At 73.1% G+C, this 19,716-nt stretch carries 13 protein-coding genes; 3 read left to right on the forward strand and 10 right to left on the reverse strand.

Annotated features, from left to right (window positions below; translation table 11 throughout):
• Window positions 1–35: 35 nt before the first annotated feature.
• Window positions 36–1,175 (forward strand): NlpC/P60 family protein, encoded by a 1,140-nt coding sequence (locus ACIRB7_RS02115; protein ID WP_403591075.1) that lies wholly within the window; start codon window positions 36–38, stop codon window positions 1,173–1,175.
• A gap of 40 nt (window positions 1,176–1,215) precedes the next feature.
• Here the strand turns inward: ACIRB7_RS02115 and ACIRB7_RS02120 are convergent, their stop codons facing one another.
• Window positions 1,216–1,944: a LuxR C-terminal-related transcriptional regulator gene (locus ACIRB7_RS02120; protein WP_403591078.1), complete on the reverse strand. Its 729-nt coding sequence runs from the start codon at window positions 1,942–1,944 to the stop codon at window positions 1,216–1,218.
• A complete protein-coding gene (locus tag ACIRB7_RS02125) occupies window positions 1,941–3,203 on the reverse strand; it encodes a PspC domain-containing protein (protein ID WP_403591080.1) in 1,263 nt (420 codons plus the stop codon). Before ACIRB7_RS02125 ends, ACIRB7_RS02120 begins: the two co-directional genes overlap by 4 nt.
• A 156-nt stretch (window positions 3,204–3,359) precedes the next feature.
• On the opposite strand from ACIRB7_RS02125, the gene ACIRB7_RS02130 reads away from it, so the two are divergent.
• Window positions 3,360–4,703, forward strand: coding sequence for a PspC domain-containing protein (locus ACIRB7_RS02130; RefSeq protein WP_403591083.1), 1,344 nt, complete (start codon window positions 3,360–3,362; stop codon window positions 4,701–4,703).
• Window positions 4,704–4,859: 156 nt separating this feature from the next.
• On the opposite strand, the gene ACIRB7_RS02135 is transcribed toward ACIRB7_RS02130, so the two are convergent.
• The 4 genes from ACIRB7_RS02135 to guaA form a co-directional block, all read right to left on the reverse strand.
• A complete protein-coding gene (locus ACIRB7_RS02135) occupies window positions 4,860–5,447 on the reverse strand; it encodes a DoxX family protein (protein ID WP_403591086.1) in 588 nt (195 codons plus the stop codon).
• Between the two features lie 91 nt (window positions 5,448–5,538).
• Window positions 5,539–6,780 carry a hypothetical protein gene (locus ACIRB7_RS02140; RefSeq protein ID WP_403591089.1) on the reverse strand — a complete coding sequence of 414 codons (1,242 nt, stop codon included), beginning with the start codon at window positions 6,778–6,780 and terminating at the stop codon, window positions 5,539–5,541.
• Between the two features lie 177 nt (window positions 6,781–6,957).
• The gene (locus tag ACIRB7_RS02145; RefSeq protein WP_403591092.1) at window positions 6,958–7,746 is read right to left on the reverse strand and encodes a class II aldolase/adducin family protein; all 789 of its coding nucleotides are present in this window, start codon (window positions 7,744–7,746) and stop codon (window positions 6,958–6,960) included.
• Window positions 7,747–7,851: 105 nt separating this feature from the next.
• Entirely contained in the window at window positions 7,852–9,444 is a 1,593-nt protein-coding gene (gene guaA, locus ACIRB7_RS02150; RefSeq protein WP_403591095.1) for a glutamine-hydrolyzing GMP synthase, read from the reverse strand.
• A gap of 328 nt (window positions 9,445–9,772) precedes the next feature.
• On the opposite strand from guaA, the gene ACIRB7_RS02155 reads away from it, so the two are divergent.
• The gene (locus ACIRB7_RS02155; RefSeq protein ID WP_403591098.1) at window positions 9,773–10,162 is read left to right on the forward strand and encodes a chorismate mutase; all 390 of its coding nucleotides are present in this window, start codon (window positions 9,773–9,775) and stop codon (window positions 10,160–10,162) included.
• 601 nt (window positions 10,163–10,763) lie between these two features.
• On the opposite strand, the gene ACIRB7_RS02160 is transcribed toward ACIRB7_RS02155, so the two are convergent.
• The 4 genes from ACIRB7_RS02160 to ACIRB7_RS02175 all read right to left on the reverse strand — a co-directional run bounded on the left by ACIRB7_RS02160 (window position 10,764) and on the right by ACIRB7_RS02175 (window position 19,567).
• A complete protein-coding gene (locus tag ACIRB7_RS02160; protein ID WP_403591100.1) occupies window positions 10,764–12,590 on the reverse strand; it encodes a GMC oxidoreductase in 1,827 nt (608 codons plus the stop codon).
• 135 nt (window positions 12,591–12,725) lie between these two features.
• Window positions 12,726–14,387, reverse strand: a complete 1,662-nt coding sequence (locus ACIRB7_RS02165) for a succinic semialdehyde dehydrogenase (RefSeq protein ID WP_403591103.1) — start codon at window positions 14,385–14,387, stop codon at window positions 12,726–12,728.
• A 163-nt stretch (window positions 14,388–14,550) separates the two neighbouring features.
• Window positions 14,551–16,314: a serine/threonine-protein kinase gene (locus ACIRB7_RS02170; protein WP_403591106.1), complete on the reverse strand. Its 1,764-nt coding sequence runs from the start codon at window positions 16,312–16,314 to the stop codon at window positions 14,551–14,553.
• 145 nt (window positions 16,315–16,459) lie between these two features.
• Window positions 16,460–19,567: a protein kinase gene (locus ACIRB7_RS02175; protein WP_403591109.1), complete on the reverse strand. Its 3,108-nt coding sequence runs from the start codon at window positions 19,565–19,567 to the stop codon at window positions 16,460–16,462.
• Between the last annotated feature and the right edge of the window lie 149 nt (window positions 19,568–19,716).

The raw sequence follows: 19,716 nt of genomic DNA on the forward strand, positions 1-19,716 counted from the left end.
CCCGTTCCCCCAGGCAGAGGATGTGACCCGCCCTCGTGGCAGCACACCGAAAACCCAAGCAGTCGCCCCTCGGTGGTCAGGCGGTCCGCACCACCGCCACCCTCGCTCTCGCCTCCGCCGCGACAGCGACGCTCTTCGAGGGGTCCGGGCACGCGGAGCCCCGGCCCACCACCGCCCAGGTCAAGGCGAAGGCCGACCGGCTCTACCAGGAGGCCGAGGTCGCCACGGAGCGGTACAACGGGGCCAAGGAGCAGGCGGACGAGGCCCGCGCCGCGTTCGACCGGCTGCGCGACGAGGCCGCCCGCAGGACCCAGCGGCTCAACACCGCGCGGGCCGGGCTCGGCGCCGTGGCCACCGCCCAGTACCGGTCCGGAGGCCTCGACCCCGCGGTACAGCTCGCCCTCACCTCCGACCCCGACGACTACCTGGAGCGGGCCGCGCTCGCCGAGAAGGCCGGGGACCGGCAGGCCGCCACGATCAGCGCCGTACGCCGCGAGCTCGCCGCGATCCGGCAGCTGCGTGGTGAGTCGGAGGTACGCCTGACCGCGCTGCGGGGACACGAGGCGGAACTGCGACGGCAGAAGGCGGCCGTGGTCGGCAAGCTCCAGGCGGCGCGGACCCTGCTCGCCCGCCTGACCGCGGAGGAACGGGCCCGGTACGAGGCCGAGGCCGCCGCGACGGCCGACCGGGACGGCTCCGGCACCTCGGCGAGGAACGGCACCTCGTCGGGGTACGGCGGCACGGTCGTTACGACTTCCGGCGGCTCCGCCCCCGTGCTGGCCGACCGCTCCTCGGGGAGCGCGCGCGGACCGGTGACCGCCCCGAACGCGCGGGCCGCCGAGGCCATCTCCTTCGCCCGCGCCCAGCTCGGCAAGCCGTACGTGTGGGGGGCGACGGGCCCCTCCGGGTACGACTGCTCGGGCCTCACCCAGGCGGCCTGGCGCGCGGCCGGCGTCTCCCTGCCCCGCACCACGTACACCCAGATCAACGCCGGCACGCGCGTCTCCCGCTCCCAGCTCGCCCCCGGTGACCTGGTCTTCTTCTACTCCGGGATCAGCCACGTCGGGCTCTACATCGGCGGCGGCCAGATGATCCACGCCCCCCGACCGGGCGCCCCGATCCGGGTCGCCCCGATCGACGAGATGCCCTTCGCCGGAGCGACCCGGGTGGGCTGAGGGCCCGCTTCCGCCGGTCCGAACCCCCGCGCCGACGGGCTCAGACCAGACGGCGTGCGGTGGCCCAGCGGGTCAGCTCGTGGCGGTTGGAGAGCTGGAGCTTCCGCAGCACCGCCGAGACATGGGACTCGACCGTCTTCACCGAGATGTAGAGCTGCTTGGCGATCTCCTTGTACGCGTACCCCCGGGCGATCAGTCGCAGCACCTCCCGCTCCCGCTGGGTCAGCCGGTCCAGGTCCTCGTCCACCGGGGGCGCGTCGGTCGAGGCGAAGGCGTCCAGGACGAACCCGGCGAGCCGGGGCGAGAAGACGGCGTCGCCCTCCTGGACCCGGAAAATCGAGTCCACCAGATCGGTGCCGGTGATCGTCTTGGTGACGTAGCCCCGGGCACCGCCGCGGATCACCCCGATCACGTCCTCGGCCGCGTCCGAGACCGACAGGGCCAGGAAGCGGACCGGGTCCTCCGGCGCTCCCATCAGGCTCGCGCAGCGCCGCAGCACCTCCACCCCGCCGCCGCCCGGAAGGTGCACGTCGAGGAGGACGACCTCGGGGCGGGTGGCCGTGATGACCGTGACCGCCTGGTCGACGTCGGCGGCCTCGCCGACCACCTCGACGCCGGTGACCTCGGTCCTGCCGATCTCGGCCTGCACACCCGTGCGGAACATCCGGTGGTCGTCGACGAGCACCACCCGCACCCGGCGCTCCGTTCCCGCCGCCCCCGCCTCGGTCCCGGTCGCTGCCCCGGTCGCTGCCCCGGTCTCGTCGCTCATCCGTCCGCCCTCTCCATCTCAAGCTCCACTTCGGTGCCCCCGCCCGGCACGGACCGCAGCCGGGCGGTGCCGCCGTTGCGCTGCATCCGGCCGATGATCGATTCTCGTACGCCCATCCTGTCCTCGGGCACCGCGTCCAGGTCGAAGCCCGGTCCCCGGTCCCGCACCGAGACGAAGACGGTGCTGCCCTCCACCTCGGCGTACACCTGCACGGCCCCGCCCTCGCCACCGTACTTGGCGGCGTTGACCATCGCCTCGCGCGCGGCCTGCATCTGCGCGACCAGCCCGTCGTCGAGCGGGCAGTCACCGACGACGACCACTTCGAGGGGGACTCCGTGCTTGTCCTCGACCTCGGCCGCGGCCTTCTTCACCGCCTCGGCGAGGGTGTCGGGCTCCTCGTCCCTGCCGGTGCCCTCGGGCTTGTACAGCCAGTTCCGCAACTCCCGCTCCTGGGCCCGGGCGAGGCGGCGAACCTCGCCGGCGTCGTCGGCGTTGCGCTGGATCAGAGTGAGGGTGTGCAGCACGGAGTCGTGGACGTGGGCCGCGACCTCGGCGCGCTCCTGGGCGCGGATGCGCATGGTCCGTTCCTCCGTGAGGTCCTGCGACATCCGGACCAGCCACGGGCCGGCGAGCAGGGCTATGCCGGTGAGCACCGCGACGGCTGCGGTGAGGGCCGTGCCGAGCTGGGCGACGGAACCTCGGACCACCATGAAGACCGCGAGGCCCGTGCCGACCAGGGCGACGCCGACGAGTCCGCGGACGAGGTGGAAGGCGCGGCCGCGACCTCCCGCGTCGCTCCAGCTGGCCCTGCGGGCGTTGTCCGCCTGGCGCCAGACCAGGACGACGCCGACGCAGATCAATATGCCGGGCCAGACGTACCGTCCGGTCTCGTTGTCGACACTGATGTTGCCGACGACGACCGCACCGCCGATCGCCAGGGCTATCAGGGCGAAGACCTGCCCCCGGTCGGGCTTGCGCAGTCTGCGGCGCCCGTCCGGGGTGGTCTCGAAGACGGGGCGCGGGGCGGTCCGGCCGCCGACGCCGAGCGGGACGACGATCCAGAAGGCCGCGTAGAGCAGGACTCCCAGGCCGTCCGTGAAGGAGAGGGCCACGAAGATCACTCGCACCCAGACGACCGGCAGGCCGAGGTGTCCGGCGAGGCCGCGGGCGACACCGCCGAGCCACCGCCCGTCGGCGCTCCGGTAGAGCCTGCGCACGGGCGGTTCGTCGGTCTCGGTGACACGAGCGGCTGCGGACATGCACCGATCGTCACACGTTCGGCCCGCCCGGGACATCAGGGTCTGCCCTGAGATCGTCCCTGGTACGGCCTCGGGGAGGGAGGGGTACCGAATATCAGGGTCGGGCCAGGGTCGGACCCGGTGCCGCTCGGCGTCACGGGCCGTCACCATGGAGGCATGACGAGTTCGATGCCTTCGCAGCACGAGGCCCCGCCGGCGGCGGAGGCCGTCACCGCCACGCCCCTGCGGCGCTCGCGCGGCAGCAAGGTCGTGGGCGGTGTCTGCGGCGGCCTCGGCCGGCACTTCGACCTCGACCCGGTGATCTTCCGGGTCGCGGTCGGCCTGCTCGCGGTGCCGGGCGGCCTCGGGCTGATCTTCTACGGCTTCGCCTGGCTGCTGATCCCGCTCGCGGGAGAGGAGAGCGAGGGGCGCAGGCTGCTGACCGGACGGGTCTCCGGTGCTTCCCTCGCCGCCGTGCTGATGGCCCTGGTGGGCTGCGGAATCTTCCTGTCGATGCTGCACAGCGGGTCGATGCTGGGGTCCGCGCTCCTGGTGTCGTTCGCGGTGGGCGCGGCGGCGGTCTGGTCGCGGCGCCGGCAGGCGGGAGCGGTGGAGCCCGAGGGCCGGGTGGAATCGGCCGCCGCCGCCCTGGCGGTCGCCGAGGCCCCGCCCGAGACCAAGGCACCGCCGCTGGTCGAGTACCCCTCGTGGTGGAAGGACCCGATAGTCAAGGACGGCTCGACGGGCAGGGTGGCCGTCGGCTACCTGTGGGGGCCGCACGGCGTCCTTGACGAGAACGGTCGGGTGGGCGGCGAGGTGCCGAAGCCCGGCAGCCAGTGGGGTCCCGGTCCCTCGGCCCCCGGGCGCCCCAAGCCCTCGGTGCGGCGGAGCCCGCTCTCCATCGGTGGCCTCGTGTATCTGCTCGCCATGGTCGCCGCCGTGGTCGGCACCTCGCTGACCTGGGACACCCAGCCGCTCGGCACGAGCCTGCAGACCGGTCTCGTCGCCGCTCTCGCGGTGTTCGGTCTCGGTCTGGTCGTGAGCAGCTTCCTCGGCCGGACCGGGTTCGGCACGATCTTCCACACCGTGATCACGGCGGGCCTGCTCGCGCTGGCCACGGCCCTGCCCGACCGGATCTCCACGGAGTGGATCCGCGAGACATGGGAGCCGACGGCCGTCACCGCCGTGCAGCCCCGCTACGAGGTGGGCACCGGGGTCGGCACGCTCGATCTGTCACGGCTCCCGGTCCCGGCGGGCACGACCGTCTCGACGGAGGCCGAGGTGGGCGCCGGTCAGCTCAAGGTGATCGTCCCGAAGAACGCGGTCGTGAAGCTGCGGGCCGAGGTGGGACTCGGTGACCTGCAGCTGCCGGGCCAGCCGCCCAACGACATCGACATCGCGCCCGACCGCGACGAGACCCGCACGCTCACCCCGCCGGCCGGGACCACCCCGGCGGGCACCCTGGACCTCTCGCTCCAGGTCGGCATCGGACAGGTGGAGGTCACCCGTGCTGCTTCATGAGTTCCGCCCGGGCCGGCTGCTCGCCGGCCTCACCGCCCTCGCCCTGGCCGCCGTGTACGCGGGGGACGCCACCGGGGCCTGGACGACGCCTTGGTACGTGGTGATCCCCGTGCTCTGCGGCGGTCTGGGCACGGCCGGCCTCGCGAGCTGGGTCGCCTATCGAATACGGCGCCGCTCGGCGAGGAGCCGGTCCAGCGACAGCACGGACGCCCCGGCCAGCAGCAGCGGAAGCCAGGCCATCAGATAGGCGAGGTCGTTGCCGAGGTAGTACGGCTGCACCTGCCAGCTCACGGTCAGCCAGAGGCTCAGCGAGATCAGCGCGCCCCCGAGGGCCGCCAGGCGGGCGAAGAGGCCGAGCAGGGTTCCGATCCCGACGGCGAGCTCTCCGAGGGAGATGGCGTATCCGAAGCCGGTGGGATTCCTGAGGGCGAGGTCGACGAGGGCGGGGACGGCGGAGGTGTCCCGGACACCGCGCATCGTCTCCCCGATGGAGCCGCTGCCGGTGTCGGCGAGGAAGGCGGCGTCGGTGAGCTTGTCGAGGCCGGCGTAGACGAAGGTGACGCCGAGGAAGAGGCGGAGCGGAAGGAGGGCGTAGCGGGAGGCGATCGCCTTCCACCGGTCGAGGACGGCCCTGCACCGATCGAGGAGGCTCCCTCCCTCGGCAGGGCGGCCGGTGGCGCCGGTGGCACCGGTGGACTCCTTGCCGTCGCCCGTGCCGTCGGCCCGGTTCGCCTGTCCCGTCATCGTCGGTCACCTCTCCACGCCCCGTGCGACTGCTCGCGCAACGATTCTCCTCGCACCTCCGCTCCGCGGATACGGGAAGGGGGCCGGATGATCAGTCCATGACGTCGATCGTGACCCGGTTGGTCTCGACGCCCGCCGCCGTCACGACCGAGACCTCCACCCTGCCCGGTTCCACGTCCGCCGGGAGGGGGACGGTCAGGGCGGTGTCGGTGGGGTTGGCGAAGCCACCCGGGACCGGGACCAGCGGCACATGGGCGTGGACCGGGCCGATGCGGACCACGAGTCGGGTCAGCGGGTCGGGGGCGCCGGCGCCGGGCGGGACGAAGCCGCAGCCGCGGATCTCGATGTCGTCGCCTGTGCGGATCGGGGCGTCGAGGTCACCCGCCTCACGGGACCGGACGACGGAGTGGATCGTGGGGCGGACGCCCTCGGTGCACTTCGTGGCGAGGTGCCAGGCCGCCGAGACGCCGATGAGGAGCACGAGGGACCAGGGCACCTCGGGTAGCCCCATGGGGCGGCGGCTGAGCGTGACGGCCGCCAGGACCAGGACGGAACCGGAGACGAGGAGGTACTGGACGTCGGCGAGGCTCGCCCGGCCGCTGTCGTCGCAGAGCAGGTCGGCGGCGCGCGGGCGGTCGGCGCGCACCTTCTGGAGGCGGCGGGCCGCGATGCCCACCGCGACGACCTGGCGGGCCGTGACGGTGACGGCCGACACCACGGCGAGGACGGTCAGCAGGCCGGCGGCCCGGGCCGGACCGAAGGCCGCGGCGTGGGGCGTCAGGAGGGACAGACAGGCCAGGAAGAGAAGGGTGTAGCCGAGGAACAGGAGCCAGGCGGCGGCGACGGCACGGGTGGTGGAGAGCCGGTTGTCCTCGCCGATCAGAGGGGCGAGGAGGCCGCCGCGGGAGCGGTGGGCGTGGGCGGCGGCGCTGAGGAGGAGGGCGAGGATCAGGGCGGTGCAGAGGGCGGCCGTGCGGGCGGCGGTCCAGCCGGTCCCGATCGCGGTGAGGGCCTGGCCGAGGAGGAGGGCGAGGACTGCGCCCCAGACGGCGCCGAGGCCTCCGCGCCGCACCCGGTCGAGCCAGGCGGCGCCTGCCCCCCGGCCGCGTACGGTCACCGCGCGGGCGGACTGGGCGAGCTCGTCGGAGACCCACTGGCGGGCGGCGACCGGGGAGTGGGCGACGGCCGCGGGGACGCCGTGTCCGGCGGCGAGTTCGTCGCGCCGGGCGAGGAAGGCCGCGACGGCGCGCCGGTGGCCGGTCCGTCCGCAGTGGGCGCAGCCGGCACAGGCCGTCCCGTGCTCGCCGTACTGTCTCGCCTCTTGAACCGCCACGGTGCTCACTTCCCGAGCTCACTTCACGACATGTACCGGTGCGGCCCGGAGGGTCAACCAGCTTTGCATTCAAGGGAATTGTGTCGCACCGGCGGCTTCCGCGCCTGCCGCGTGCGCCCCGCCGGAGAGTGATTGCCGAGCCATCTCATTGACGTACAGAAGGGTGAAGCGATGGTGTTACGACAGGAGTTCGGGCTCCGTTCGACTGATCCTGCGCCACAGGGGCTGGTAGTTGATCCAGGCGACGAGGTCGCCGCCGAGCTGTTCGCGGGTGGCGACGGCCTCGCGGTGGTCGATCAGGACCGGTTTGCCGGCTGCCCGCGCGGCCAGCTGGATCTGGGCGCAGCGCTCCAGGGCGATGAACCACCAGGCCGCCGCGTCGACGGAGGTGCCGACGGTGAGCACGCCGTGGTTGCGGAGCACGATCGCCTTGAGGGTGCCGAGGGCGACGGCGATCCGGCGGCTCTCCTCGGCGTCCACGGTGACGCCGGTGTAGGCGTCGTAGAGGGCGTGGTCCTGGTAGAAGGCACAGGCCTCCTGGGTGATCGGGTCGAGGAGTTCGCCGAGCGCGGCCAGGGCCCGTCCGTGGAGGGAGTGGGTGTGGACGACGGCGACGGCGTCGGGCCGGGCCCGGTGGACCTGGGCGTGCACGGTGAACGCGGCCTGGTTCACGTGGCGGTCGCCGCGGAGGACCTGCCCGTCGCCGTCGACCAGGATGAGGTCGCTCGCGGTCACCTCCTCGAACGGCGCCCCGAAGGGGTTCACCCAGAAGCAGTCGGGGTGCTCGGGGTCGCGGGCGGTGATGTGGCCCGAGACGCCCTCCTCGTACCCGAACCGTCCGAAGAGGCGGAGGGCGCCCGCGAGTCGCTGTCTGCGGTGGACGCGTTCCTCCTCGACCGTCGCGTGGACGGGCGGCAGGGCGAAGTGGAGCCGGTCGACGGGGACGGGGTCGGGTATCACGCTCATGCGCCGGAAGGTAACGCCCGGTCGGGCAAGTCACCAGAGCCCGGACACGACGAAGCCGCCGCCCCGGAACACCGGGGCGGCGGCCTCAGACACCCGCGGGAGCGACTACTCCCACTCGATGGTGCCCGGCGGCTTGCTGGTGACGTCGAGGACGACTCGGTTGACGTCCGCGACCTCGTTGGTGATGCGGGTGGAGATCTTGGCGAGCACCTCGTACGGCAGGCGCGACCAGTCGGCCGTCATGGCGTCCTCGGAGGAGACGGGGCGCAGCACGATCGGGTGACCGTAGGTGCGGCCGTCGCCCTGGACGCCCACGGAGCGGACGTCGGCGAGGAGGACGACGGGGCACTGCCAGATCTCGCGGTCGAGGCCGGCCGCGGTGAGCTCCTCGCGGGCGATGGCGTCGGCCTCGCGCAGCAGGTCCAGGCGCTCCTTGGTGACCTCGCCCACGATGCGGATGCCGAGGCCGGGGCCGGGGAACGGCTGGCGCTGGACGATCTCCTCGGGCAGGCCGAGCTCCTGGCCGACCATGCGGACCTCGTCCTTGAAGAGCTGGCGCAGCGGCTCGACAAGCTCGAACTCGATGTCGTCGGGGAGGCCGCCCACGTTGTGGTGGGACTTGATGTTGGCGGTGCCGGTGCCGCCGCCGGACTCGACGATGTCCGGGTAGAGCGTGCCCTGGACGAGGAACGCGACCTCGGGGCCCTCCTCCTGGAGGATCTCCAGCTGGGCCTGCTCGAAGACGCGGATGAACTCGCGGCCGATGATCTTCCGCTTGGTCTCGGGGTCGGAGACCCCGGCGAGGGCGGTGAGGAACCGCTCCTGCGCGTCGACGACCTTGAGGTTGACGCCGGTGGAGGCGACGAAGTCCTTCTCGACCTGCTCGGTCTCGCCCTTGCGCATGAGGCCGTGGTCGACGTACACGCAGGTGAGCTGCGAGCCGATGGCCTTCTGCACGAGCGCGGCGGCCACGGCGGAGTCGACCCCGCCGGAGAGGCCGCAGACGGCGCGCTTGTCGCCGACCTGGGCGCGGATGGCCGCGACCTGCTCCTCGATCACGTTGCCCGTGGTCCAGCTCGGCTCGATGCCGGCGCCGCGGTAGAGGAAGTGCTCCAGGATCTGCTGGCCGTGCGTGGAGTGCAGCACCTCGGGGTGGTACTGGACGCCGTACAGCTTCTTCTCGTCGTTCTCGAAGGCGGCGACCGGCACGACGTCCGTGGACGCGGTGACGGAGAAGCCCTCGGGGGCGGCGGAGCAGGCGTCGCCGTGCGACATCCACACGGGCTGCTCGACCGGGGTGCCCTCGAAGAGGGTGGAGCCGGCCTTGGAGACGTGCAGCTGGGTCCGGCCGTACTCGCGGGCGCCGGTGTTGTCGACGGTGCCGCCGAGGGTCGTCGCCATCAGCTGGAAGCCGTAGCACATACCGAAGACGGGTACGCCCGCCTCGAAGATCGCGCGGTCGAGACGGGGGGCGCCCTCCGCGTACACGGAGGACGGGCCGCCGGAGAGGATGATCGCCTTCGGGTTCTTGGCCAGCATCTCGGCCACCGGCATGGTGGACGGGACGATCTCGCTGTAGACCCGGGCCTCACGGACACGGCGGGCGATGAGCTGGGCGTACTGGGCGCCGAAGTCGACAACGAGGACTACGTCCGGGTTGGAGACGTCGGGCGCGGCAGCGGGAGTCGCTGATGACACTACGGCGGCCTTCCGGCGGTAGGGAGGGTCCCCCGAGAGAGGGGAGGCTATATGTCGATTCTACCGGCGCGCCGGTGGCGCTTTTCGTCTCACCATCCGAACCCGGTTTGGCTCCGGCTCGGCCGCCGGGTCCATACTGTCGCCATGCGCAAGCTCACGACCTTCGTCTTTACCTATGGCAACCGGCCCACCGGCTGCCATGGTCGTGCTGCTTGAGCAACTGACAAGCGACTTCCCAGGCGCCCCGGGCCGACAAGGCCCGGGGCGTTCTGCTGTTTCCGGGCCGGATCGGGCCGGGGCCGCCTCCGCCACCCAGAGGAGCCCCACCATGACCGCCACGACCACCGCGAACCCGATGACCGCTACCACCGCCACGACCGCCGTAGCCGCCACGACCGCCGTAGCCGCCACGACCGCCGCGACCGCCGTGACCGCCGTGACCGCGACCGAGAAGACCGGCGCCCGCACCGACGAGGCGGCGGCGTTGATCGGCGACTCCCGTGAGCGCATCGACGCGCTCGACGACCGGATCATCGGTCTGATCCAGGAACGGATGGCCGTCTCGGCCGTCATCCAGGAGGCCCGGATCTCCTCCGGCGGCCGCCGGGTGAACCTGGCCCGCGAGATGGAGGTCCTCGGCCACTTCCGGGACGCGCTGGGCAAGCCGGGCACGGCGCTGGCGATGACGATGCTGGAGCTGTGCCGGGGTCGCATCTGAGTTCGGACTCGCTCTCACCCGTACGGCGCGTGACCGGCTCCTGCGCGGCTTCGTTGGTCCTGGTGTCCGTGCCAGCCAGGGGCGGGCCCGTACGGAAACCACGCGTGGCTTCGCTGGGGCGTGTGGCGTACTCCGGTACGTCGTGGGACCTCGCACCAGCGCTTGTGACCGGACAGCAGGGGACAGCAGCCCGGTCGCCCAGAAAAGGCGGTCGGTCCCGGGGACGCCCGGGGCCGGCCGCAACCGGCCGATCCTCCCGATCCCCCGACTTCCCTGATCCTCGGCCCTCCCGCTTTCCCGTCCCCCCGTTCCCTCCCCCACGCGGCGCGACCCCCCGGCGCCGCCCCACTCGGCACCGCCGCTGCCCTGACACCGGTGCCGACCCCAAGGGCCCCGTGCCGTCGCGACCGGAATCGCGGGCACGGGGCCCTTGTCCGTGCGCACCACCCGGAGCGGTACGCGCGGTGTGACGCGCGTCACATGAACATCCTCCGCAACCGCTACAACCAATTCCGTCGGTCGCGGGTCATCTATGCAGCATCACCAAAAAGCTGGTTGGGGCGCTGCACTCGGAGGGGGGTGCAGCGCCCTTTCCTATGCTTCACGCCTTCTTCGGTGGGACCGTCGGCAGGCCGAGGAACGGCAGTCGCAGGGCGCCGAAGGCCTCGGCCGGGACCGCGGGGGACTTCGGTTCGACCGCGGCGAGCCGTACGTACGCCTCGCCCTGCCGCGGACGGATGTCCTCCTCGCCCTTGTTCGGCCAGAAGGACATGGCCCGCTCGGCCTGCGCGGTGATCGTCAGGGACGGGTTGACGCCGAGGTTGGCGGAGACCGCCGCCCCGTCGACGACGGATATCCCCGGGTGCCCGTAGAGCCGGTGGTACGGGTCGATGACGCCGGACTCGGCGTCGGCGCCGATCGGGCAGCCGCCGAGGAAGTGGGCGGTGAGCGGGGTGCCAAGCAGCTCGCCAATGTTGGAGCCGGCGAAGCCGTTGATCTCCTCGGCGAGGAGGGTGGCGGCCCGGGTCGCCTCCGGGATCTGGATCGGGTTCGGCGCCCCGTGCCCCTGGCGGGCCGTGAGCAGGCCCTTTCCGAGGCCGCCGGGCTTGCGGTAGGTCGTCAGGGAGTTGTCGAGGGACTGCATGACGAGCCCGATGATGGTCCGCTCCGACCAGTGCCAGTTGGAGAGGGAGCGGGCGGCGAGCGTGGGGTGCTTGAGCAGGCTGAGGAACCAGTCGCGTACCCGGTGGACCCCGTAGGGCACCTGGAGGACGGTCAGGCTGCCCATCGAGTTGGAGCCCTTGCCGTACCGCACCGGCTCGATGTGGGTGTGGGCGGCGGGGTGGATCGAGGAGGTGATGGCGACGCCCCGGGTGAAGTCGGCCTTCTCCTTGCCGTGCCTCTTGCGGTAGCGGCGGTCGGTGGTCTGGGCGCCGACCAGCCCCTCGGAGTTGGTGCGGGTGAGTTCGCCGAGCCGGTGCGAGATCCCGGGCAGCAGTCCGGTGTCCTTCATCCGGTGCAGCAGGGTCTGGGTGCCGTACGTCCCGGCCGCGATCACCACCCGGCGGGCGGTGAACGTCCGCCCCTTGCCCTTCCTCCGCCGGTCGGTGGGCAGGGTCTTCACCGCGAAGCCGCCCCGTGAGTCCTCGGTGACGGTGACGACCGTGGTCATGGGGTGGACGGCGGCGCCCGCCTTCTCGGCGAGGTGGAGGTAGTTCTCGTTGAGGGTGTTCTTGGCGCCGTGACGGCAGCCGGTCATGCACTCGCCGCATTCGATGCAGGCGCGCCGGGTCGGGCCCGCGCCGCCGAAGTACGGGTCGGCGACCTCCCCGCCGGGCTTCGCCTTGGCCGCACCGACGCCCTTCTCGCCCACGGCGTCCTTCCCGTCCCCGAAGAAGACGCCGACCGGCGCCATGTGGAAGGTGTCGCCGATGCCCATGGCCTGCGCGGTGGACTTCAGGTGGACGTCCGAGGGGGTCATCGTCGGATTGATGCGGACGCCGAGCATCCGCTTGGCCTGGTCGTAGTACGGCCGCAGCTCGTCCTGCCAGTCCGTGATGTCCTTCCACTGCGGGTCGTCGAAGAACGGCTTCAGCGGTTCGTAGAGGGTGTTGGCGTAGTTGAGGGAGCCGCCTCCGACGCCCGCGCCCGCGAGCACCATGACGTTGCCGAGCAGGTGGATGCGCTGGATGCCGTAGAGGCCGAGGGCGGGGGCCCACAGGAAGTTCTTCACGTCCCAGGAGTTCTTCGGCAGGGTCGCGCGGGTGAAGCGGCGCCCGGCCTCCAGGACGCCGACCCGGTAGCCCTTCTCCGTGAGGCGGAGGGCGGTGACCGAGCCGCCGAAGCCGGAGCCCACGACGAGGACGTCGTAGTCGTACGCGGCGTCCTCCGCCTGCTCCTGATTTTGGGTAGGGGGTACCGCGGTCATGGCTCTCCTCGTACGGAAAAGGGCGGAACGGACGGACGGGCCTCGGCTCGGCGCAGGACGAGCCGGAGCTCAGCGCAGGACGAGCCGGGGCTCGGCGCGGGACGATCCGGGGCTCAGCGCGGGACGATCCGGGGCTTAGCGCAGGCGCAGGGCCTTCATCGCCCTCAGGGACACGCTCATGAAAGCGGCGTACTTCTCGTCGTCCATCCCGAAGGAGGGCGCGAGCGGGACGAGCCGCTGCTGGGCGACGGTCTGGGCCTCGGTGAACTTGAGGATGCCCTCCGCGCCGTGGCGCCGACCGATCCCGGAGTCCTTCATTCCGCCCATCGGGGCCTGCACGCTGCCGTAGGCGGGGGCGTACGCCTCGTTGATGTTGACGGTGCCGGTGTGCAGGCGGGCCGCGATGGCGTGGCCGCGGCGCGCGTCCTTCGTCCAGACGGACGAGTTCAGGCCGTACGAGGTGGCGTTGGCGAGGGCGACGACCTCGTCCTCGTCGCGGAAGCGGTAGATCGAGACGACCGGGCCGAAGGTCTCCTCGCTGCAGACCGTCATCGGCGCCTCGACGCCCTCCAGGATGGTCGGCTCGTAGAAGAGGGGGCCGATGTCGGGGCGGGCGACGCCGCCGGCGACGAGCGTGGCGCCCTTGGCGACGGCCTCCTCGACGTGCTTCTTGACCGTCTCCAGCTGCCGTTCGCCGACGAGGGAGCCCATGTCGGCCCCGTACGCGAGGGAGTTGCCGAGCCGCATCGCCTTCGTACGGGCCGCGAAACGGGAGATGAAGTCGTCGGCGACCGACTCGTGCACGTACAGGCGCTCGATGGCGATGCAGAGCTGACCGGCGGAGGAGAAGCAGGCGCGGACGGCTCCGGCGGCGGCCTTCTCGACGTCGGCGTCCTTGAGGACGAGCATCGCGTTCTTGCCGCCGAGTTCGAGGGTGACGCCGACGAGCCGGGCAGCGGCGCTCTGGGCGACCTCGCGGCCGGTACGGGTGGAGCCGGTGAAGGAGACGTAGTCGGCGTGCTTGACGACCTCGGGGCCGACGACCGGGCCCTCGCCGAGGACGACCTGGAAGACCTCGGCGGGCAGCCCGGCCTCGATGAGCAGGTCACGGGCCCACAGCGCCGTGAGCGCGGTCTCCGTGTCGGGCTTCATGACGATGGCGTTGCCCGCGACGAAGGCGGGGAGCGCGTCGCCCACGGAGAGTTCGAGCGGGTAGTTCCAGGGGGCGATCTGGCCGACGACCCCGCGCGGGTGGCGCAGCTCGGTGACCTTGGTGAGGGTCGGGACGACGCCGGTGTGGCGGCGGGGGCGCAGGTACGAGGAGGCGTTGCGGCCGTAGTGGCGGGCGACGACGACCACGGCCAGCACCTCCTCGTGGGCGTGCAGACGCGCCTTGCCCGTCTCCAGCTGGATGAGGTCGAGGACCTCGGACTGGCGCTCGAGGATGAGGTCGTGGAAGCGGAGCAGGACGGCGGCGCGGGTCCTGACCGGGGTGGCGGCCCAGGCCTCCTGGGCGGCACGCGCGCGCGTGAAGGCCTCGGCGACGTCCTCGGGGGTGGACTCGGGCAGGTCCGCCAGCTTCTCCCCGGTGAACGGGGTGTGGTTGGCGGTACGGCCGGAGCCGACGACACCGCGCACGAGCCGGGCGACCACCTCGGGTGTCACGACGTCGGCGGCGGTGCGCGCGCCGGCGGGCGCGGGCGCGACCGGGTTGGTGGCGCCGGCGGGGGCTGCCGCTCCGGCCTTGGCGGGGGCGTCGGGAACCGAGGGGGCGGTGGGTGCCTGCGAGTCCGTCATGAGGCCGAGCGTAGGCGGCGTGCCGCCCTTTGGGTACCCGTCGGTAATGCGTTTTCGCCGGGCGCGCGCATCGCGCCAGCGATCACTGGCACATAAGTCCTGATCAGGGGCTTACGGCCACCGGAGGCCCGGCGCGGAGATTTTTCCGGCCCGCACGGCCGGTTCAGTCGCCCGGCGCCCGCCAGTGCTGGATGACGACGTCGAACTGCTCGCGGGTCGTCTCCCAGCTCGATTCCGGTGACGACATGTACACGGCGTACTCCGTGCCGTCGTCCTCGTAGTACATCAGGTCGATCGCGTGCCGCGGGCCGGGAAAGTCCTTCTTCTCGGTCCAGGTGAACTCCCACTGACAGGACCGGACCTGGTCGCGGTACGTGACCTGACCGAGCTTGATCCGGGTGTAGTCCATCCGCCTCTGCAGGACGCGCTCCAGGTCGAGGGCGTGCATGTACGGGTTCTCGAAGTCGGGGCTCGGGTCGATGCTGATCCGGATGCGGTGGCGGCCGTTGTCCGGGGTGTAGTCGATCTGGTCGCCCTCCTTCTGCCGCTTCCAGCCGTCCGGTACGACGAGGCTGAAACCGGCCGGGTCCTCGACGCGGTGCCAGCCGGCCGGCACGTCGTTCGCGGTGCTCCGGGTGGTGGGGGCGGGGCCGGTGGTCGTGGTCCGGTCGCCGCCGACGTCGCCCCGGTCGCCGCCCGCGTAGTTCATGGCGGCGAAGACGGCGCCGCCCGCGACGACCCCGGCGAGCAGGGCCGCGAGCACGGCGGTACGCCAACGGCCCCGGCCGGGAGCGGACGCGGACGGAGCGGACAGGGGAGGAGCGGGCGGCGGCACCACGGTGGGCGGGGAGGCGGCAGGGTGGTGCGCGCCGGACGCGGAGCTCTGCGCCGGGTGGGGCCACTGGGCGGTACGGGCCGGTCCGGACACGCGGGAGGCACCCGTCGGACCGGTGGCGTACCGCGCACCCTCCCCGCCGTCCTCCTCGCTCAGCTCCACCAGGCCGTGGCCGAAGCCGGGCCCGTCCGTCGCCGGGTCCAGCGCCTCCCTGGCCACGCGCTGGGTCGGTACGTACGCCTGCGCCGCCTCCGGCGTACGCCCCTCCATCGCGTCGAGCAGCATCCGCTCGGCCTCGTCCGCGCCAGGGCGGTGCGCCGGGTCCTTGCGCAGCAGGGCCACGATGACGGGCGCCAGCGGCCCGGCCTTCTCCGGATGCGGCGGCTCCTCGGTGACCACGGCCTGCATGGTGCTGATCGGGGAGGTGCGGCGGAACGGCGACGTACCCTCCACCGCCGTGTACAGGGTCGCGCCGAGCGACCAGAGGTCGGAGGCCGGGCCCGGGTCGCCGCCCCGTACCCGCTCGGGCGCCAGATAGTCGATGGAGCCGACGAGTTCACCGGTCCGGGTGATCGTCGAGTCCCCCTCGATCGCCGCGATCCCGAAGTCGGTGATCAGGACGCGCCCGTCGCGCGCCAGGAGTACGTTGCCCGGCTTGACGTCCCGGTGCAACACCCCGGCCGCGTGCGCGGCACGCAGCGCGCCGAGGACGTGCAGCCCGATCCTGGCCGCCTCGCGGGGCTCGATCGGGCCCTGCTCCTTGGCGGCGTCGGCGAGCGAGGGCCCGTCGACGTACTGCATCACGATCCACGGCCGGTCGTCGTGCTCCAGGACGTCGTGGACGGTCACCACACCCGGGTGGGTGATCCGCGCGGCGGCCCGCGCCTCCTTCTGCGTACGGGCGTGCAGCACGAGCCGGTCGGCCTCCGCCACGAACCGGCCCGCCGTCAACTCCTTGACCGCCACCACGCGGTGCAGCACCTCGTCGTGGGCGCGCCAGACCTTGCCCATGCCGCCGCGCCCGATGGACTCGCCCAGCCGGTAGCGACCGGCGAGCAGCAGCCCCGACCCTGTGCTCTGAGAATGTTCCACTTGCCCCCGCCCGTTCCTTCGGATGCCAGGTTACGGAGGGGGGCACGGGCGGCGGAACCTCGGGGCGGACATAGGAACAGCACTGTGACCGGGGGCTGGTGACGTTCCGGCGCTCGGGCCGGGCTCCACGGCCGCTCCGCCCGGTTCAGCGCCCCGGACGGAAGGCCTTGGTGGCCTCCCCGTAGATCTCGGAAACCTTGTCGCGCTCGCCCTCCGGGCCGATGACGAGGACGACGTGGTACCTGCCGCCGTCGATCATGGCGAGGTTGCGCACGAACACCTCGCGGCCCGTGCCGTCCAGCCAGACGTAATGGCCTTCGGCCGTCGGCGTCCGGCCGATGTCCACCCGGCGGGCCTTCTCCACCCGCGACCAGCTCGACGCCCGCCACGGCTCGAGTTCGCGTTCCCTGGTGCTCTGGTACTCCAGCGGATCGGAGCCGTTGTCACGGACGCTGTCGCGGCCGGGCACCACGATCATCGTGAAGTCGCCGCCGGTGTAGCGCACTTGTCCGGCGTCGTTGATCGGGCTGCGCCGCCAGCCGTTCGGCACCCCGATCCGGAACCCCTCCGGGTCCTGGCGCAGCGCGTACCCGGCGGCGAGCGCGGGAGCCGAGGGATCCGCGGCGGGCGGGGTGGTGCGCGGCGGGGTGGACGGCGCCGGCGTGCTCGCGGACGGTCGGGTTGTGGGCGTCGGCGGGGTGGTGCCCGGGGTCCGGCCGGCGGTGGGCGTGGTCGGCCCGGTGGGCGTCTCCCCCTCACCGGGCAGGAAGAGGACGGCGTACGCGACGGCGCCGCCGAGCAGGAGGAAGACGAGGATCAGGAGCGTACGACCGAGGGCGCGCGGGGAGCCCGGGGGGCGTGAGGACGACGACGGGCGCGGGGCGCGGGGCGATCGGGAGGATCGCGAGGATCGGGGAGGCCGTGGCGAGCGGGGGGCGCGCTGCGGGAGCTCCTCGTGGAAGGACTCCTGGTACGGCTCGCGGTACGGCTCCTGGAACGACTCGTGATGCGGGTCGTGGAACTGCTCCCGGGTGTCGGCCTGTACGGCGTCGGGCCCGCGCTCGTGCGTGTGCGCGTCCTCGCGGCGGGCCGGGCGCGGGTCCTTGCCGCGCTTGTGGCGGTGCCGGCCCGCCCCCGCACCCCCGCGCCGGCGGCGCACCAACTCGCCGCGCCGGCGCACGATCGGCAGCCGCTTCTTGTCGAAGGACGGCAGCGGTACGACTCCGACACCGGCCTCCGGCTCCGGCGCCGAGCGCACGAGGGAACGCAGCCAGCCGCGCAGCTCCTCGAAGTCGGGCCGCTCGGTGGGGTCCTGGCGCAGCAGGGACTCCACGACCGGGCGGAGGGGGCCGCACTCCTCGGCGAAGGCGGGCGGTTCGGCGCAGACCAGCTGGACGAGCTCGGCGGCGCTGTCCTCCGGGTAGGGGGCGTGACCCTGGACGGCCCGGTAGAGGAGCGCGCCGAGTGCCCACAGGTCGGTGGCGGGGCCGATAGGCGGGGCCAGCCGCCAGTTCTCGTGGACGGGCCCGGCCTGTTCGGGCGCCCAGCGCTCGGTGACGGCGCCGACGACCGCGATCCGGGTCTGCCGGGCGCGCTCGGCGGCGAGCCGGGTGGTGGGGCCGCGGTCCGCCTGGGCGGGGACGGTGACCGGCGCTTCGTCCCGGGGGCCGGGGGGGACCGGGAGCCGCGCGGGGTCCGGGGTCGCGGCCTTGTAGCCGGCGGGCAGGGCGGGACGCCCCGAACCCGGCAGCACGCGGCCACCACCGGCGGGGATCGGGCCGGAACCGTCCCGCGAGGCGTGCGGGCCGTCGCTCCAGCTGCCGGCCAGCATCACGCGCGGCGGCGGGTCCGACCGCGGGCCTGACTGCGGGCCGCCGCCGTACGGCTCGTCGCCGTCTTCCTCGTCGTCCTCGTCATCCTCCGCCACCCTCGCCCACCACTGCGGCTCGGGAGCGTTCGCCGCCCTCGCCCTCGGTGCGGGGGGCGGCTCGGGCGGGTCCGTAGGCGCGGGGCGCTGGACGGGGAGCGCCCCGGTCTCGCCGAGCCGGGCCGCGGCGCGGGCTCCGGCCCGGTAGGCGGCGATGGCCCCGGCGCGCGCGGCCCGCACGTCGGCGGTGGGCGGCGCGGCGGCGGGCTGCGTCTCGGCTGCGGGCGGCGCGGAGCGCCCGTACGGGTCGGCGCTGTACACACCGGGCCCGGTCCCGGTCCCGTAGGGAGAGACGGGGTCGTCGGCGTCGTCGGTGTCGGCAGAGTCGTCGGCTTCGTCCGAGTCGTCGGCTTCGGCGGCGTACGTGTCGGAGCCGTACGAGTCGTAGCCGTACGGCTCGGCGTCATACGGCTCGGGCGCATACGGCTCGGCCGCGTCGCCGCTCGGCTCGGACGCATACGGTCCGACGGCGTACGTCTCGACGGCGTACGGCTCAACGGCGTACGGCTCAAGGCCGTACGCATCGGCGCCGTGGTCCCGTTCCTCGCCCGGCTCCTCCTCCAGCTCCTCGGCCTCGTCCGCCCCATAAGGGACGCGCTCGTCCGTCTCCTCGTAGACCTCCGCCTCGTACAGGCCGGGCCCGTACTCGTCCGAGCCGTACTCCTCCGAGCCGTACTCGTCCGCCTCCGGCGGACTCGGCCCCAGGTCCGGCTCCTGCTCCGGTACGGGCGCGTACCCGCACAGGGCCTCCTCCGCGGCGCCCACCGCGAGGCCCGAAAGGACCACTCGGCCGTCGTCGCAGACGAGTACGGTCCGGGAGGTGATGTTCCGGTGTACCCAGCCGTGGGCGTGGAGCGCGCGCAGGGCGGTGAGGACGTCGGCGCCGATCTCGGCCGCCCGGTACGGGTTCAGGGGCCGCTCGGCGAGCAGCGCGGAGAGCGGCCGGGCCGCCACGCGTTCGCTCACTATCCACAGCGAGCCGGCCTCCGCGAAGACGTCGAAGACCTGGTCGAGGAGGGGGTGGTCGGGGATCTGCGCGGCGGCCTGGGCCGCCTCGATCGCCCGGCGGACGACGGGCTCGGCGGGTCGGCGGGTCGCCCGCCCCGCGCCGCCGTAGGAACCGTCGCGGCCGCCCTCGTCGTCGACCACCTCGGCGTCGACGAACTCCGGCAGCGACACCCGGCGGACCAGGACCTCCTGCCCGCTGTACGTGTCGAAGGCGCGCGTCTCGGCCGGGTCGTACGCGTCCGCGCCCACCTCCACGTCCGCCGGTGGCAGCGGCAGGCGGTAGCGGTCCGCGAGCACCCTTCCCGCGTAGTCGTCCACGACGCCTCCCCACGCGCGCACGCTGTCCCCCGTGGGCCCGCGGATCCCTCGGGATCGGGCGGGATCACGCGAGTCCGACAATTCCGGTCCGGCACCGTGCAGTTAACGGTCTTTTTCGGCTGCGTACCGTCCTCGAACTCTCACGATAC

It is taken from the genome of Streptomyces sp. NPDC093795 (assembly GCF_044764665.1).
In the GTDB taxonomy this organism is placed as follows: domain Bacteria; phylum Actinomycetota; class Actinomycetes; order Streptomycetales; family Streptomycetaceae; genus Streptomyces.

Bases quoted from the DNA above. Each gene is read 5' to 3' on its own strand.
- ACIRB7_RS02160 (WP_403591100.1), bottom strand. From the start codon at position 12,590: ATGACCGCGGTACCCCCTACCCAAAATCAGGAGCAGGCGGAGGACGCC.
- ACIRB7_RS02130 (WP_403591083.1), top strand. From the start codon at position 3,360: ATGACGAGTTCGATGCCTTCGCAGCACGAGGCCCCGCCGGCGGCGGAG.
- ACIRB7_RS02135 (WP_403591086.1), bottom strand. From the start codon at position 5,447: ATGACGGGACAGGCGAACCGGGCCGACGGCACGGGCGACGGCAAGGAG.
- ACIRB7_RS02165 (WP_403591103.1), bottom strand. From the start codon at position 14,387: ATGACGGACTCGCAGGCACCCACCGCCCCCTCGGTTCCCGACGCCCCC.
- ACIRB7_RS02155 (WP_403591098.1), top strand. From the start codon at position 9,773: ATGACCGCCACGACCACCGCGAACCCGATGACCGCTACCACCGCCACG.
- ACIRB7_RS02120 (WP_403591078.1), bottom strand. From the start codon at position 1,944: ATGAGCGACGAGACCGGGGCAGCGACCGGGGCAGCGACCGGGACCGAG.
- ACIRB7_RS02125 (WP_403591080.1), bottom strand. From the start codon at position 3,203: ATGTCCGCAGCCGCTCGTGTCACCGAGACCGACGAACCGCCCGTGCGC.
- ACIRB7_RS02145 (WP_403591092.1), bottom strand. From the start codon at position 7,746: ATGAGCGTGATACCCGACCCCGTCCCCGTCGACCGGCTCCACTTCGCC.